This window comes from Xanthomonas sp. WHRI 10204 (assembly GCF_040202875.1).
In the GTDB taxonomy this organism is placed as follows: domain Bacteria; phylum Pseudomonadota; class Gammaproteobacteria; order Xanthomonadales; family Xanthomonadaceae; genus Xanthomonas.
This window is the reverse complement of the sequence record NZ_JBEGDW010000002.1, coordinates 887,603-902,881: the sequence shown is the minus strand read 5'-3', so window position 1 is coordinate 902,881 and position 15,279 is coordinate 887,603. Positions and strand designations below refer to the sequence as shown.

General features: G+C 65.5%; 7 protein-coding genes and 1 other RNA gene. 7 read left to right on the top strand and 1 reads right to left on the bottom strand.

Going from position 1 to position 15,279, the window contains the following annotated elements:
• The first annotated feature begins 284 nt into the window (after positions 1-284).
• From ABQZ00_RS14665 to ABQZ00_RS14650, 4 genes are all read left to right on the top strand, one after another.
• Positions 285-5,222, top strand: a complete 4,938-nt coding sequence (locus ABQZ00_RS14665) for an alpha-2-macroglobulin family protein (protein ID WP_503064284.1) — start codon at positions 285-287, stop codon at positions 5,220-5,222.
• Positions 5,223-5,374: 152 nt separating this feature from the next.
• The gene (locus ABQZ00_RS14660; RefSeq protein ID WP_323537951.1) at positions 5,375-5,842 is read left to right on the top strand and encodes an REP-associated tyrosine transposase; all 468 of its coding nucleotides are present in this window, start codon (positions 5,375-5,377) and stop codon (positions 5,840-5,842) included.
• Positions 5,843-6,093: 251 nt separating this feature from the next.
• Complete coding sequence (locus ABQZ00_RS14655; RefSeq protein ID WP_323537952.1) at positions 6,094-9,060, top strand: TonB-dependent receptor; 2,967 nt, start codon at positions 6,094-6,096, stop codon at positions 9,058-9,060.
• Between the two features lie 151 nt (positions 9,061-9,211).
• Entirely contained in the window at positions 9,212-10,159 is a 948-nt protein-coding gene (locus ABQZ00_RS14650) for a glycerophosphodiester phosphodiesterase family protein (protein WP_323537953.1), read from the top strand.
• Positions 10,160-10,319: 160 nt separating this feature from the next.
• On the opposite strand, the gene ABQZ00_RS14645 is transcribed toward ABQZ00_RS14650, so the two are convergent.
• Positions 10,320-10,395: non-coding RNA, sX9 sRNA (locus ABQZ00_RS14645), on the bottom strand.
• A gap of 400 nt (positions 10,396-10,795) precedes the next feature.
• Here ABQZ00_RS14645 and ABQZ00_RS14640 point away from each other — a divergent pair.
• Genes ABQZ00_RS14640 through ABQZ00_RS14630 form a run of 3 tightly spaced genes read left to right on the top strand, consistent with a single transcriptional unit; the run spans position 10,796 to position 15,273 of the window.
• Entirely contained in the window at positions 10,796-12,046 is a 1,251-nt protein-coding gene (locus ABQZ00_RS14640) for an efflux RND transporter periplasmic adaptor subunit (RefSeq protein ID WP_323537954.1), read from the top strand.
• Positions 12,047-12,064: 18 nt separating this feature from the next.
• A complete protein-coding gene (locus tag ABQZ00_RS14635; RefSeq protein ID WP_323537955.1) occupies positions 12,065-12,832 on the top strand; it encodes an ABC transporter ATP-binding protein in 768 nt (255 codons plus the stop codon).
• A complete protein-coding gene (locus ABQZ00_RS14630) occupies positions 12,832-15,273 on the top strand; it encodes an ADOP family duplicated permease (protein ID WP_323538342.1) in 2,442 nt (813 codons plus the stop codon). Before ABQZ00_RS14635 ends, ABQZ00_RS14630 begins: the two co-directional genes overlap by 1 nt.
• Positions 15,274-15,279: the final 6 nt, after the last annotated feature.

Sequence of the window (15,279 nt, the reverse complement as noted above, 5' to 3'; positions counted from 1 at the left end):
CGGCATGGATGCCGCATAAGAGCTCACATCGAAGTACTTGCGGCGTGTCCCGCGACGGTGGGCGGCCAAGGACTCTGCAGCCACAGCGCAGTTCAGCGGCCCTGCAATAGACCGGCGTCAAACCACTGGGCTCACCTCAGCTCCGGCGCGCCGGTGCCAGCGCGGCATGCACACAGCCGCACACGATCACCGCCCATCGGCAAGTTCACGACCGTCCACACATCCGACATCGGTGGCGTGAAGCACGTCGCTATACTGGCCGCCTCAGTCATGGGGTAGCGCGAATGGACAGGCAGCAATCAGGGATGAAGTGGTTTGGCGCGCGGCGCATGCTGCTATGGGTGGTACTGCTGACCGTGGCGATCGGCGGGGTGGCGTGCAAACGCAACGAAAGCGGGCAGCTGCCCACCGCCAGTGGCGAGGCGATCAAGGCCGACAAGCAGGCGATTACCGGGTTTGCGCTCGCGCGCGCCTATCCCGACCAGACCGGCGACGGCCTGTCGCTGGCGCTGGAATTCTCGCGTCCGCTGGTGGGTACGCAGGATTTCGATGCGCTGGTGCGCTTCGAAGAAAAGGTCGGCACCGGCGACAGCAGCTGGTCGCTGTCCGACGACGGCAAGACGCTGCGCTACCCGTACGTGGAAGCCGCCAAGGACTACACGGTGCTGGTCGACGCCAATCTGCTGGCCGCCGATGGCAGCCGCCTGGGCAAGCCGCTCAAGCAGAAGGTCTATACGGGCGAACTCAAGCCGGTGGTCGGGTTCGCTTCGCAAGGCAGTGTGTTGCCGGCGCGCGAAAGCCGCGGCCTGCCGGTGGTGTCGGTCAACGTGCCGGAAGTGGACGTGGAATTTCTGCGCGTGCGCGAGAAGTCGCTGCCGGCGTTCTTCCAGCAGTTCCAGCGCGGCGGCCGTCGTGGCAGCTGGGAGCTTGAGAGCGAGTACAACGACAAACAACCGCTGTCCAAGCTGGCCGACCCGGTGTACGTCAACCGGTTCATCCTGGGCGGCAAGCAGAACGAGCGCGTGCTGACCTACCTGCCGACGCAGGACATCAAGGAGCTGCAGGAGCCTGGCCTGTACTTTGCGGTGATGAAGCGCGCCGGCAGCTTCGAGAACGAACAAGAGACCGCGTTCTTCACCGTCAGCGACATCGGCCTGCACACGCGCGCCTACAAGGACAAGTTGTTCGTGCACACCGCCTCGTTGCAGAGCGGCGAGCCGCTCAAGAACGTGGAAGTGCGCATCCTCGATGCCAAGGGCGAGCTGTTCCTCAAGGGCGCCACCGACGGCAACGGCAATGCGCTGCTCAACTACACGCTCGATGCCGGCCACGTGCTGGTGGCGCGCAGCAAGACCGATGTCTCGTTGCTGCCGTTCAACCAGCCGGCGCTGGATCTGAGCGAATTCGCGGTGGCTGGGCGCCAGAGTGCCTGGTTTGACGTGTTCGCCTGGGCCGGCCGCGATCTGTATCGCCCCGGCGAAACCATGCGTGTGTCGGCGATCCTGCGCGACAACGATGGCAAGCCCACCAACGGGCCTTCCAAGGGCGGGCAACCGGTCTTCCTGCGCCTCAAGCAGCCGGACGGCAAGACCTTCCGCGAAACCAAACTGCAGCCCGGCGAGCAGGGCTACTTCGAATTCACCCAGCAGATTCCTGCCGATGCCGCGACCGGCCGCTGGCAGGTGGAGTTCCGTACCGACCCGGCCAGTAAGGATGCAGTGCAGGGCATGACCGTGCGCGTGGAAGAGTTCCTGCCCGAGCGCATGAAGCTGGACCTGGATGCCGCGCAAAAGACCTTGAGTGCCGGCCAGCCGTTCAAGCTGGTGGCCACTGCCGCGTATCTGTATGGCGCGCCGGCCGATGGCAACCGTTTCACCGCCAAACTTGCGGTCAGCGTCGAGCAGCATCCGCTGGAGTCGTTGCCGGGCTGGTTCTTCGGCGACCCCACCCTGGAGCTGCCGCGCGAAGCCAAGGACGTGATCGATACCGAGTTCGGTAGCGACGGCATCCTGCGCGAAGACATCGCGCTGCCCAGCGAAGCCAAGCCGGTCAGCACGATCGCCGCAGTGGTCTCCGGTAGCGTGTACGAAACCGGCGGACGCACGGTGACGCGCACGGTCAAGCGCGTGCTGTGGCCGGCCAAAGCGCTGGTTGGCGTGCGCCCGTTGTTTGACGACGAAGACGGCGCCGATGCCAACGGCAACGCGCGCTTCGAACTCACCCGCGTGGATGCCGACGGCAAACCGCAGCCGGCCAAGGGCCTGAAAGCCACGCTGGTGCGCGAGCTGCGCGACTACCACTGGAACTACAACGACAACCACTGGGATTACGACTTCACCCGCCGCTTCGAGAACAAGGACACGCGCACGCTCGATGTGGGCAGCGCCAACGCCAAGCTCGATTTCCCGGTGGAGTGGGGCGAGTACCGCCTGGACGTGTTCGACCCGGCCACCGGGCTGACCACGCGTTACCCGTTCCGCGCCGGTTGGAGCTGGAACGACGAAAACCGCGGCCTGGATGCGCGTCCGGACAAGGTCAAGCTGGCGCTGGACAAGACCGGCTACCGCGCCGGTGACACGCTCAAGGTCACGCTGACTCCGCCGCACGCCGGCAAGGGCGTGCTGCTGGTGGAAAGCGACAAGCTGCTGTACGTGCAGGACATCGACGTCAAGCCGGGCAGCACGTTCGAAATTCCGGTCACAGAAGCCTGGGAGCGCCATGACGTCTACGTCACCGCGCTGGTGTTCCGTGGCGGTACCGCGCCCAGCAAGATCACCCCCGCGCGTGCGGTGGGCGTGGCGCATGTGCCGATGGATCGCAAGGCGCGGCGCGTGGCGGTGGGATTGTCCGCGCCCAAGCAGATGCGTCCCGAACAATCGTTGCCGGTGACGGTGAGCGTGCCGGAACTGGCGGGCAAGGCGGCGCACGTCACCATCTCGGCGGTGGACGTCGGCATCCTCAACATCACCCGCTTCCCGGTGCCCGATGCCAACGCGCAGTTCTTCGCGCAACGTCGCCTGGGCACCGATGCCTATGACATTTATGGCCGCGTGATCGAAAGTTTCGAAGGTGCCAGCGGCAAGCTCAAGTTCGGTGGCGACATGGCGTTGGAAGCGCTGCCGCAGGCCAAACGCCCGACCGCCCGCGTGCAGACCGTGGACCTGTTCTCCGGGTCGGTGACGCTCGATGCCAAGGGTAATGCGCGCGTGCAACTGCCGGTGCCGGATTTCAATGGCACCTTGCGGGTGTCGGCGCTGGTGTATTCGGACACGCGTTACGGCAATCGCGATATGGAAACGGTGGTGCGTGCGCCCATCCTGGCCGAAGCCAGCATGCCGCGCGTGATGGCGCCGGGCGACCGCAGCACGGTGACGCTGGACGTGCAGAACTTTACCGGCAAGCCGGGTGAGTTCAACGTGCGTGTGGACGGCATCGGCCCGCTGGCCATTGCCGAGGCGGCGCGCAGCATCAAGCTGGGCGTGGATGCCAAGCAGACGCTGAGCTTCCCGCTCACCGCCACCGAAGGCTATAGCGTGGCCAAGGTGCGCGTGCGCGTGGACGGCAATGGCTTCAAGGCCGACCGCAACTACGAGCTGCCGGTGCGTGCCGGGTGGCCGCAGGTGTTGCGCACGCAGACGCGCGTGCTCGACCCGCTGGCGCCGATCACCCTGGACAGCAGCTTTGCCGACGGCCTGATGGCCGGCTCGGTGACTGCGCGCATGGTGGTCAGCCCGCTGCCGCCGATTCCGTTCGCCAGCGCCATGCAGGGCGCGCTGGATTACCCGTACGGCTGCGCCGAGCAGACCACCAGCAAGGGCTATGCAGCGCTGTTGCTCGACGAGGCCACCGCCAAGGCGCTGGGCACCAAGGGGCTGGATGCGGCCACGCGCCGCGAGCGCATGGAAGGCGCGTTCGGCCGCCTGGCGTCGATGCAGATCGCCAGCGGGCATTTTTCGATGTGGGGCGACGACGGCTACGTCAATCCGGGCCTGACCCCCTACATCGCCGAGTTCCTGCTCGACGCCAAGGACGCCGGCTTTGCGGTGCCCGATAACGTGCTGCAGAAGGCACTCAATCGCCTGAGCGAAGATCTGCTCTCCGGCGGCAACGAGTTCTATGGGCAGGACCGTCGCGACAACCTGAAGTTCGCCAACCAGGCGTGGTCGGGTTACGTGTTGGCACGCGTCAACCGCGCCCCGCTGGGCACGCTGCGCGCGCTGTACGACAACCAGCGCGACAAGGCGTTGACTGGCCTGTCGCTGGTGCATCTGGGCGCGGCGTTGTCGCTGCAGGGCGACACCAAGCGCGGTGACGCGGCGATCAAGGCCGGGTTTGCCAAGGACAGCGCCGAGCGTCCGCGCTATCTGAGCGATTACGGCAGTGTGGTGCGCGACGATGCCTTGATGATGGCGTTGCTGCACGAACGTGGCTTGTCCAAGCCCGAGTACGACACCCGCGTGGTGGCCCTGGGGCAGGCACTGGATGCACGCCGCGCTGGCGGAGTGTTGTGGCTGAGCACGCAGGAGCAGATTGCGCTGGCGCGGCTGGGCAAGGCGTTGATGGTGGGGCAGGGCAAGCAGGTCTCGGGCAGTTTGACCGTCGGCGATGAGGTGCAGCAGATCGCACCGGCCCGCGTGTTCGGCCGCAGCTTCGACAGTGCGGCGCTGGCCCGCGGCGTGCAGTTCGCACCGCAGGGCGAAGCGCCGATGTATGCCAGTCTGGAAGTGGCCGGCATCCCGCGCACTGCACCGGAAGCAGACACGCGCCACCTCAGTGTGGAGCGCAGCTGGTACACCACCGACGGCAAGCCGTGGACGCCGCGTGCACTGAAGGAAGGCGAGGCACTGATCGTGCGCGTCACCATCACCGCCAACGAATCGATGCCCGATGCGTTGCTCACCGATCTGTTGCCGGCCGGCCTGGAAATCGAGAATTTCAATCTCGGCGATGCCAAGCAATGGGCCGACGTGGTGGTGGACGGTATCGGCGTCAGCGAGCGTTCCAGTGCCGCCGACGTCAAGCACGAAGAGTTCCGCGACGACCGTTATGTGGCCGCGCTGGCGCTGTCGTCGGGCAGCAAGGCGCAGGTGTATTACCTGGTGCGCGCGGTAACGCCGGGCACCTACACCGTGCCGCCGTCACTGGTGGAAGACATGTATCGGCCGGAGTTGCGTGGCGTGGGCCGCACCACCCCGGCGACGATCACGGTGGTGCAGCCGTAAAGGCAACAAGGTAGGAGCGCGCTCGCGCGCGATGGAGCTTTCCGGGCAATCCCCCATCGCGCGCAAGCGCGCTCCTACGATCGGGGTTTCCTCACTGAAGCGAGCGCCCGACCCCGATGCAAGGATTTGCGTGGGCGGGCCAGCATGCATCGATGATCAGCCCCATCTCCGCAGGACATCGTGCACGACGTCGTGGCCGGTGCTCGCTCGCAAAGTGCTGCTATCTACTCACCGTGACAACTGTCCAGCGGCGACGTGTGTTCGACGATTTTCAGCTTGCCGCGTCAGCGTGCCGCGCGTTCATCGCCGCGCAGCCAGAAGATGCCACCTTACTTGCCTGGGTGCTGATGCCGGACCATGTTCACTGGCTGGTACAGCTGGGGGACGTCACTCCGCTGGCGCGGACGGTGTCATGCATGAAGGCAGCAAGCACGCGTGCGGTCAATCAGCAGCGCGGGGTGCCCGCCGCAGTTTGGGCGCGGGCCTACCACGACCGCGGCTTGCGCAATGAAGACGATCTGCGCAGCGTGGCTCGCTACCTGATCGCCAATCCGCTACGCGCCGGATTGGTGGACCGGGTCGGTGACTATCCATTCTGGGATGCAATCTGGCTGCCGTAGGAGCGCGCTTTTGCGCGATGGGACTACACCGGGAGAGCCGCATCGCGCGCAAGCGTGCTCCTATACGCGCGGTTGGACGTTAGCGGGAGAGCCCAATCCCGCGCAAGGGCGCCGCGGCTTCGCATGCGGCGACATCGCTGCGCATTGTCTTTTTGATGCGACGCAGGCGACACGCAAGGGTCATTTTTACTGGATAGGGTGGCGTGCTTTCTCACCGGCGCGGCGCCTTTGCTGCGCGATCTTGGGATTCCATGCAGCGCTCCGATTCGTACCGTTTGCACTTGTCCGTTCTCGCCGTCGCCATCGCGGCATGTTCCCCAGCGTTGCAGGCGCAGACCAACGCGGCTTCTGCTAGCGCAGAGCGCACTGTTCCATCGTCGCCTGCAGTCTCTGCAAATCCAGCAGGCGCTATCGCGGCACCGGGCGACGTAGCAGGCACCGAATCCGTCGCGTCCTCAGGTGAAATAGCCAACGCCGACGCACCGCGCGCCGCCACCAACACCGGCGTGCAAACTCTCGATGCCATGCAGGTCACCGGCGTGCGTCGCGCCAATGCGGCAGCGGTGGAGAGCAAGCGCGCAGCGACCAACATCACCGATGTCATCAGTGCCACCGACGTGCGCGCACTGCCGGACAGCACCATCGTCGAAGCACTGCGTCGCGTGCCGGGTTTGTCCGTATTGCCGGCGACCGATAACGAACATCCGCGCGACGAAGCGGCCACGCCGGTGTTGCGCGGCTTGGGGCCGTCGTACAACAACGTCACCATCGATGGCTTGACCATCGCCTCGCCCGGCACGCCCAACGGTACGCTCGGCTCGATCACCCGCGGCGTGCGGTTGGATCTGCTGCCGGCTTCGATGGTCAGCGAGTTGCAGGTGATCAAGACGTTTACGCCGGATCTGGACCCCAATGCCACCGGGGGCGCGATCAATCTCAAGACGCGCAGTGCGTTCGAAAACGGCGGCAAGCCATTCTTCAGTGCCGAAGCAGCGCTGGGCCACGCCAACGATGTCGGCAAGCCGCGCGACCAGGACGACCCAGGCTATCGCCTGAATGCCACCGGCAGCCACACCTTCGGCAGCGAACAGCAATACGGCTTCACCCTGTCGGCCAACTACCAAACGCTGAGCAGTTACACCGAAACCCATATGACCACCGACACGGTGCATTACGGGTTCTACGACAATAACGGCGTACTGCAGACCGGCGCCAATCTCGGTAACGGCTGGGCGGTGCCGCAGCAGGACAAGTATTGGTACGTGCAGAATCAGCGCGACCGCTATGGCGTCACCGGCAAGTTCGAAGTGCATCCCAGTGCGGCGCTCGAAGCGTATGCCATGGCCGGTTACTACTATTTCAAGGACAACATGGAGCGCAACGAGGTCATTATCGACCCGCGCAACCGCAACCAGGTGTTCAACCAGACCGCCACCTCCGGCAGGTATCCCGGTGGCGATATCGAAGTGGGATATTCCAACCAGATCGTCACCACGCGCACCAAGGTCGCGCAGTTGGGCAGCATCTGGCGGCCGACCGATCGGCAGCAGTTTTCCGCGCGCGGGGCGTGGTCGGATGCGACCTACGACGAGCCGATCCGCATGATCAAATACGCCACCGGCATTACCCGCGCCGCAGCGGTGCCGGTGGGCCAGACCGGCAGTGGCGTGACCCTCAATGCCACGCCCAACTATGCGTTCAACTACGACACCTCCGGGTTCGATCAGCGCTTCGGTGTGTCGCCGCAGGCCTATAACAACCTGGACAACTACAGCCTGTCGTACTGGCGGCCAGACTACAAACGCACCGCGGCCGACCGCATTCTCACCGGACGGCTCGATTACGGCTTCAATCAGGGCGAAAGCGATCAGGGCATGGGCTTTGCGGCGGGCGTGTCGTACACCACCGACAAGCCGTCCTACGACATCTATCGTGTCGAGTATCAGCCCAACACCAGCGCGCCGGCCTTCGGCCTGGCCGACGTGGCCGGCACCGGCAGGGCGCCGATGCGTTACGCCGGTTTGAACCTGATCACCATCGATCCGGGCAAGGCCAACCGCGTGCTGGCGGCAACGCCGTTGAGCGCATTCAACAGCACCGACCAGCAGGCCTTCAGCAACCAGGACAACTTCACCCATACCGAAAAGACCTTCGGCAGCTATGGGCTGGTGAGCTATCGCAGCGATCGGCTCAACGTGCAGGCCGGTGTGCATTTGGATAGCACCAAGCTGGACACGGTGGGCCGCCAGCGTCAGCTGGATACCGCGATCAATCGCTACGTCTACGTCGACAATCCGACCAGTGCCGATTACGACTATCTGCTGCCGTCGGCCATCATGACCTACCATCTGACCGACGCGCTGGACCTGCGCGCCGGTGCCAGCCGCACGCTCGGCCGCCCGCCGTACGATGCGTATGCGGCGCGTACCTCGATCGGCTTCGTCAACACGACCGACGCCGGCAACCCGAATGCGCAAGGTGTCACCGTCACCATCGGCAACCCGGACATCAAACCGCGCGTGTCCAATAACCTGGACCTGTCGCTGGAATGGCGCCTGCCCGGCGATTTCGATGCGTTCGCGTCCACGGCGGTGTTCGACAAGCGCATCCAGGACGAGATCTTTACGCTCTCGCGCACCGACAGCTTCAGCTTCGACGGCACCAACTACGCCAATGCCTTGATCAGCACCCCGGCCAATGCCGCCAAGGCGCGCATTCGCGGCGTGGAATTCAACGGCATCGTCAACACCTTGGCGCCGATTGCGCCGTGGCTCAGCGGTGTGGGCTTCAGCGCAAACCTCGCCGTGCTCGATGGCAGCCTGGATGTGCCGTATAGCGTCGGCAGCGGCAGCAACGTGAGCCAGCGCGAGCGCAGCCTCGACAACCTGGTCGGCCAGCCCGATTACACCGCCAACGCCACACTGTTCTACAACACCGGCGGCCTGGAGCTGCGCGCGGCCTACAACCGGCAAGGCAAGGCCTTGCGGGCCATCGTCAGTAATATCGATTGGCAGGATCTGTACTGGTCGCCACGCTCGCAACTGGATTTCACTGCCACCTATGCCATCAGCAAGCAGCTCAGCTTGATCGGCCAGGTCAGCAACATCACCCACAGCCGCATCACCAGCGTGACGGGCCCAGGGCAGAACCTGCTCAAGGATAGTTATTCGGTGCCCACGACCTATTGGTTTGGTCTGCGCTTTACGCCGACGTTTTGAGCGTAGCGCTTGAAATAAAGCCGCCATGGGCCGGATACCCATGGCGCGCTGGATCGGACGTGCGAGCAGTTGCTAACTGCATCCAGCTTGCATGTGCTTCGCCTGGCGCAGACGCCGTCGGGCGATCAGTCACCCACTTGAGAGTTGTTCAATGACACTACGTTCTGTTGCCACTGTCGCCGCCATGCTGTGCGCGACGCTTGCCAGCCCTGTGAATGCAGCGCCCACTGGTGTCGCGGCGATCCAGGCGCGCTTGACCAACCCGCAGGGCGGCATCGTGGTGGTGGCGCATCGCGGTTGCCACGCGGCTGCACCGCAGCATGGCTTCACCGACACCGCACCGGAGAACTCGCTGGCGGCGCTGCAGCGGTGCATCGCCATCGGTGCCGATGTGATGGAAACCGACGTGCGCCGCGCCGCCGATGGCACGCTGGTGATGTTGCACGACGCCACCATGGACCGCACCACCGATGGCACCGGCAAGCTGTCCGAGCTCACGCTGGCCGATCTACAAAAGTTGCGGTTGCGCAGCGACGAAGGCGGCGCGCAGGCAGCGCTGACCGACCAGCGCGTGGTCACGTTGGAGCAGATGCTGGCCGCCGCCAAGGGCCACATCCTGCTCAATCTGGACGTCAAGGATGCGATCTACGTGCAGGTAGTCGATGCGGTCACGCGTGCCGGCATGCAGCACCAGGTGATCGTCAAGGCCGAAGCCGGCATTGCGACCCCGCCGCTGGCGGCGATGCAGCCGTTCGACCGCGTGTATTTCTTCCCGATCCTGATCAACGCGCACGGCACGGCCGATCTGGCCGCGATCGCCACTGCACAAACCCGCAATGCGCGCCCGATGGCCTTCGAACTGCCCAAGATGGCCGCGTCGCAATTGCCAGCCTTGGCGGCAGTGAGCAAGACACACAACGTGCGGCTGATGGTCAACTCGCTGTGGGAAGGGTTTATCGCGGGCTACGGCGGCGACGCCGATGCCGAACGCGACCCGGACAAAGTGTGGGGCCGTCTGTACCGCGATGGTGTGTCGATCATCCAGACTGATGCGCCGGAAGCGTTGTTGCGGTATCGGCAGACGCTTGAAAAACGGTAATGGAGATCGCTGTGCGACCAGCTTTGCTGCGGCTGAGCAGAGCGGCTGTGGTTGGCGCTGCGGCAATAAGGGCCGCAGGCTGCGCGCAGACAAGCGCGGCGTTTGATCATGCACACAAGCGCCAGCGCGCACTGCGATGACATCGACACGCTGAGAGCGCGGCTTACAACCATAGCGAGCAGTCATCAGGTGGGCGTGGACAGCGCACTGAGAACCGGAGTGGACGCGCTGTCCATGCCGCACCGCGCATCGGCCGCGCCCGCCTGGCGATGCGCGCAGCGGTGGGTCAGCCGCTCCAAGCCGATCGCGCTTCGGCCGATGCCTGATCGAAGACCTGCATCACCGGTGCCACGCGCTTCGATGTAGCGGCTTGTCGTGCTCGATAAAGCGCGATGCAGCAACCCGTTCTGGACGTGACACGCGCACGTCGTAGAGCCTCGCACCAGCGGCATCCGCACCGCTCGATTCGCACAACGCTGCCGCGCGCCTGCAGGGACAGGCCGCGTCACTGTCCGGTATCGATGGCGCATGTACGAAATCGTACATCGCAATGCGCGCCTCGAATCGGCGAGTACATTGAAAATCAAGGGGTTGCAGGCCGCTAGGACATGGCACGCGTCCTGCTCTCACCTTGGCATGGATATCGCCAAGTCTCCCAGTCGTTTTCGTCTGCGCCGCCTGCATGTGGGTGTGCTCGTTGGTGGCGCCGTGGTGCTGGCCGCCATCATCGCCGCGGTGGGCCTTGGTCGCGCCAGCCCCCGCGTGGAGCGTGCCAGCGTGTGGATCGGCACCGCCGAGCGCGGCGATATGTTGCGCGAGATCCGCGCCACCGGTGTGTTGGTCCCACGCGACACGCGCTGGATCACCGCTGGTGCGCCGGCCACGTTGGAGCAGGTGGTGGTGCAGGCCGGCAGCCGGGTCGAAGCAGAGACGGTGATCCTGCGTCTGCAAAATCCCGAGCTGGTGGCCAACCAGGAAAAGGCCACGGCGGCGTTGGCCGGCGCCGAAGCAGAGGTGTCCGCTGCACGCACCGCATTGGCCTCGCAACTGCTCGATCAACAGGCGCTGCAAGCGCGTGCCAACTCTGACTGGCGCATTGCCGAAATCAAGACGCAGGCCTATGAGCGCGCACATGCGGCGGGTGTCATTTCGGCAATCGAATTGCGCGAGAGCCAGATCACCGAAGCGCAGCAGCGCGGCCGCGCGCAGATCGAACAGCAGCGCGTTGGCGCATTCCGGCAGAACATGGCCGCCCAGTTGCGTGCGGCGCAGGCACGCCGCGACGAGGTGGCCAGCAGCCTTGCGATCGCGCGTCAGCAACTGGCCGCGCTGCAGGTGCGCGCCGGCATCGCGGGCATCCTGCAGCAGGTCGATGTGGAGCCCGGCCAGCAGGTGGCCGCAGGTGCCAAGCTGGCCCGGGTGGCGCGACCGGATGAGTTGCTGGCGCGTCTGCAGGTGCCGGAAGTGCTGGCCAAGGATCTGTTGCTGGATCTGCCGGTCAGTGTCGATACCCGCAACGGCCTGGTCGCCGGCAGCGTGGTCCGTATCGACCCTGCAGTGCGTAACGGCAGCGTCAGCGTGGACGTGCGCTTCGTGCAGCCGCTGCCTGCCGGCGCCCGGCCGGACCTGTCGGTCGATGGCCGTATCCGTCTTGGCATGCTGCGCGATGTCATCAGCGTCGCGCGCCCTGCGCTGGCTGCGCCGGATTCATCGGCGGCCCTGTTTGTCGTGCAGCCCGGCGGCGATGCCGCCATCCGCGTGCCGGTGCGGTTTGGCGCCGTCTCCAGCGACCGTATCGAAATACGTGCCGGGCTCCGGCCCGGCGACCAACTCATCCTGTCCGACACCAGCCAGTGGGCAACGTTTCCACGGTTGCGTCTACGCTAGACCTTCAAGGAGAGCTCCATGCAGCCCACAGTCACCCCCACCGCCCCGCTGATTCGCCTGCAGGGACTGAGCAAGGTGTTTCACACCGATGAGGTGGAAACCCACGCGCTTGCCGAGATCGCGCTGGATATCGCGCCGGGCGATTTTGTTGCGATCACCGGGCCGTCGGGCTGCGGTAAATCCACGCTGCTGTCGATCCTGGGCCTGCTGGATGTGCCCAGCCACGGCGACTACCTGCTGCAGGGCCGCAATGTTGCCGATCTCACTGCCCGCGCGCGTGCCCGCGTGCGCAACGACCATATCGGTTTCATCTTCCAGGCCTTCAACCTCATCGCAGATCTCACCGTCGAAGAAAACGTCGCCTTGCCGCTGACCTACCGCGATGGCGTCAGTGCTGTCGCGCTGCGCCAGCGGGTGCGCGAGGTGCTGGAACTGGTCGGCATGCACCACCGGCAGCGGCACTATCCCGGCCAATTGTCCGGTGGCCAGCAGCAGCGCGTTGCGGTGGCGCGCGCGCTGGTCGGCGAGCCGGCGATCCTGCTCGCCGACGAGCCCACCGGCAACCTCGACACGCGCAACGGCGAGTCCGTGATGCAGTTGCTGGAGCAGCTCAATCTCACCGGCACTACCTTGTGCATGGTCACGCACGATCCCGCGTTTGCGCGCCGGGCCTCGCGGATCGTGCACATGCTCGACGGCCGCATCGTCGACGAAGACACCTTCGAACGCATTCGCCACGAACACGACAGCGTCTTGCCGACGTTGGTCACGGAGCCATCGCCGTGATGGCGCATGCGCTGCTGTGGCGCGAAGCCAGACAATCCTGGCGGGGCCTGTTGCGCCGGCCCGGCTACCTGTTGCTGGCCAGCCTGACCCTGGCGCTGGGCGTGGCGACTACCACTGCGGTGTTCGCGCTGCTTGACCAGGCGTTGCTGGCACCGTTGCCGTTTCCGCAGGCCGAGCAATTGGTCACCTTGGGGCGCCCCTCCGAGCAGGGGCGCAATGTGGCCGGGCCGGGCTATTACGCACCGCTGCGCCGCTTGCCGGGCCTGTCGGCCACCGGAATGCTGCGTGCCTGGCCGTTGCCAATCAATATCGCCCGCGGCGACAGCGCCGACGTGGTGCAATCGATCAGCGCAGACCGCGGCTTTTTGCAGACGCTGGGTGTCCGCATGGCGGCCGGGCGCAACTTCGACGACGCAGAAAATCAGCCCGGTGGCCCGCCGGCGGTGATCCTGAGTTACGCATTCTGGCAGCGCTACTTTGGTGGCGACCCGGCGGCGGTGGGGCGCGTGTTGCAGGTGGAAGGCCGGGCGGTCCCCGTGGTCGGCGTGTTGCCGGCGCAGTTTCCGTGGGCCCAGCCGTTCGATCTGATCCAGACCATGCAGCCGGACCTGGCCACCACCAATCTCTCCACCAACGAAATCATCGTCGGGCGGTTGAAGCCGGGTGTGCGTCCGGAGCAGGCCTCTGCGCAGGTGGCAGCGGCTTTGGAGGCTGCACTGCGCACCAATCCCGGCATGACCGACACCTGGTTTCAGGAACTTCAGCGGCATCCGGCCAACGCGTTGCCGCTGAAGAACGCGCTGTATGGCGCCAATAGCGGCAACACGCTGTGGTTGTTCTTTGCCGCCGCGGCGTGCGTGCTGGTGATTGCTGCGGTGAATCTGGTCAGCCTGATGGCGTTGCGCGTACTCGGCCGCAGTCACGACAGCGCCGTGCGTGCGGCGCTCGGTGCATCGCTGGGTCGGCTGAGCCTGCCCGCACTGGCCGAAGGTGTGTTGATCGGTCTGATCGGCAGCCTGGGCGGAGTGCTGCTGGCGTGGATCGGCCTGCGCCTGTTGGGCAGCTGGGTGCCGGTGATGTGGTTGCGCGGCGACAGTGCGCATCTCACTGGCGGCAGTGCGCTGTTTGCGCTGCTGGCAGGGATAAGCACTGCCGTGCTCGCGGCCGTGCTCGGTGTCGCGCGCAATCGCAACCGCAACCTGGTGCTGGAACTGGTCGGCGGGGGGCGCGGCGGATGGAGTCTGCAGGCCGGGCGATTGGCGCGTGCGTTGGTGGTGGTGCAGGTGGCGATTGCCGTGGTGTTGTTGGTCGGTGCGGCCTTGTTTGCACGCTCGCTGCAGCAACTCTCACAGGTGCCGATGGGATTTGAGAGCAGGGCCGCAGCCATCTTTACCCTGGCACCGGTCAAGCAGCGCTACGCCAAGGCGGCCGACGCGGTGGAGCAGGCGCGCCGCATCGTCGAACGCTTGCAGCGCGAGCCGGGGATTGCGCTGGCAGGCGTCTCCACCAATCCACCCACCACCACGCAGCTGAGCTGGAGCGTGTCGACCGCGCAGGCGCCGTCGTTCAATACGCAATACCGCTTGGTCACGCCGGGATTTATGGAAGTCTTTCAGATCCCGCTGCTTGCCGGCCGCGCGATCGGCAGCAACGACACCGCCGGCGCTGAAAAAGTCTGCCTGGTCAGTGCGTCGTTTGCGCAGCGCTATCTGGGCAATGACGCCATCGGCAAGCAGGTCGTGCTGGAAGACGAAGGCAGCGGGAAGCGCGTTCCCATGCGTGTGGTGGGGGTGGTCGGGGACGTCCGCCAGGCCGGGCCGGCCGAGCCTGCGCCACCCATGGTCTATCAGCCATTGGCGCAGATGAGCGATGCGATGTATCAGATCCTGCGCAGCTTCGGCGGCTTGACCTATGCGGTGCAATTGCGTGCCCAGGCGCAGCGTGTGGACGAGCGAGCCTTGCGCACCGCCATTGCCGAGGTCGCCCCGCAGCAACCCATCGCCGGGCTGGAATCCATGCAAACCTTGGTCGCCACCACCACCAGCGATCAGAAGCTCAACTTGTTGCTGGTGGGGTTGTTTGCCGGGCTGGCGTTACTGCTTGCCGTGGTCGGCCTGTACGCGGTGATGGCGGTGGCGGTGACCGCGCGGCGGCATGAGTTCGGTGTGCGTGCCGCGATGGGCGCCTCGTCCGCGCGCTTGCTGGGCCAGGTGCTGCGCGAAGCGGCGCTGCAGCTGAGTATTGGCCTGGCGATCGGTTTGGGCATCGCCATGGCGCTTTCACGCGTGCTGCAACGGTTCTTGTTCGATGTGCGGGTGGCCGACCCCTTGGCCATTGGTGGCGTACTGCTGGCACTGAGCCTCGCGGGCCTGTTCGCTGCGTTGGTCCCGGCCTGGCGCGCGGCGTGCGTGTCGCCGATGCAGGCGTTGCGACTGGAATGAAGACAT